Consider the following 1,538-nt stretch of genomic DNA (forward strand, 5'->3'; position numbering starts at 1 on the left):
ACACTCGGATGGCAAATTTCTGCCAGCGTAGTGACTCCGGGATGGGCCGGCAACGCTCATTTTTGATCACATTCTGATCGATAGGTGTGTTTCAGAGACACCACCCCCTTTCCCCCATTGGTTCGGGCCGGGGGTGCCCGCGGGCTTTAAGTCGGAACCAGCCGTCCGAGCAACTGACTGAGTTCGTCTTTCCAAGGATAGTTTTCGCTGATCATCAGCCTGATGCGTCGGGTGTTACGGATCACCACCGCCGCGACCTTGATCAACTTCAGGCGCAGATTGTGGACACTCATGCGCTCGAAGGCGGTGTTCTTCAGATGCCGGCGTAGACGCTCGAATAGCGTGTAAGCAAAACCGGACAGCAACAGCCGCCACTGGTTCGCCCACCAGTCGGTGCTTGATGAGCGGCCGGCGAACAGGTCCAGTTGCTGATCCTTGATCCGGTTCTCCATGTCGCCCCGGGCGCAGTAGCGCTGGTAATAGAGTTTGACCCCATCATCGTAGCGCGAGCTGATGATAAAGCGTGGGTTGGCTCCCAGCTCTCCATATTCCAGCCGGGAGACAATCCAGCGTGGGCGCTGCCAGCGTTTGGCCCGGTACTGGAAGCGGTAGACACCGGCCATTTTTTCACCGCTTTGCTGGTAATAATGGCGCACCCGCTGCATTGGGGCATCGACCTCTTTGAGCAGCTTGCTGTTCTTGCTGAACCCGACCAGGTAGTCCACGCCATGGCGGTCGCACCAGTTGAGCAGCTTTGGGCGATAGAAGCCGGCATCGCCCCGGAACACGATCCGTGTTTGCGGCCAGTGCTGGCGAATAAAGCGCACCAGCAGCGCCAGAATGGCCCAGCTGTGGCGGGCGTCGCTGTAATAGCTCGGGCGCAGGTAGCTGACCAGCAGGTGGCGGCCACAGAAGACGTACAGCGGCAGGTAGCAGTGGTGGTCGTAGTAACGGTGGAAGTGCTTTTCCGGCTGGTCACCATGCAGTGGAATGTCGGTGCCGTCGAAATCCAGGGTCAGCTCCTTCGGTGGCTTTTCGTGCTGATCAATGAATTGCTGCCACAGCACCCGGTGCGCCTCGACAATGGCCTGGCGATCCACGCCCCGTTCCATCCGGCTCAGTGTGGACTTGCCCGCGAGCACCTCGTCCCGACCAATCGCGCTTTGCAGAATCTGATCAAAGCGCAGCTGCTGGTGATCGTTGAAGTCCTCGTAGCCGGCAGCTAATCCATAAACGCGTTGCGCCACCATCGAGTGCAGTGAGTGACGGACTTTGGAGTTGGTGCGTGAATCGTTTAACGCTTTGGCAAGCTGATGGGTCAGGCCGTGGCATTTATCCACTTCGCGCAGAAGCAGCAATCCGGCGTCGGAACTGATGTGACCGCCTGAGAAATCGGCTTCAATGAGGCGGCGACCGAGTGGCGAGAAGGATCGTTTTTCAGGTACCATTCTGGATAGCGGCTTTTGTGGTTGGTTTTTGGTGTAAGGTCCTGAAATTCTACCACTTTAAGCCGCTTCTTCCTTCCTTTTACTGCCTTC

The 1,538-nt window shown here is 57.7% G+C and carries 2 protein-coding genes; both read right to left on the reverse strand.

What is annotated here, in order from left to right; translation table 11 throughout:
* Positions 1–146 precede the first annotated feature (146 nt).
* On the reverse strand, positions 147–1,403 hold the full coding sequence (locus MLC59_RS19660; protein ID WP_248237291.1) for an IS1380 family transposase: 1,257 nt from the start codon (positions 1,401–1,403) through the stop codon (positions 147–149).
* On the reverse strand, positions 1,319–1,538 hold a 220-nt coding region (locus MLC59_RS20070), incomplete at its 5' end, for a hypothetical protein (RefSeq protein WP_248237292.1). The genes MLC59_RS19660 and MLC59_RS20070, both read right to left, overlap by 85 nt.

Source organism: Marinobacter bryozoorum, from assembly GCF_023156245.1.
In the GTDB taxonomy this organism is placed as follows: Bacteria; Pseudomonadota; Gammaproteobacteria; order Pseudomonadales; family Oleiphilaceae; genus Marinobacter; species Marinobacter bryozoorum.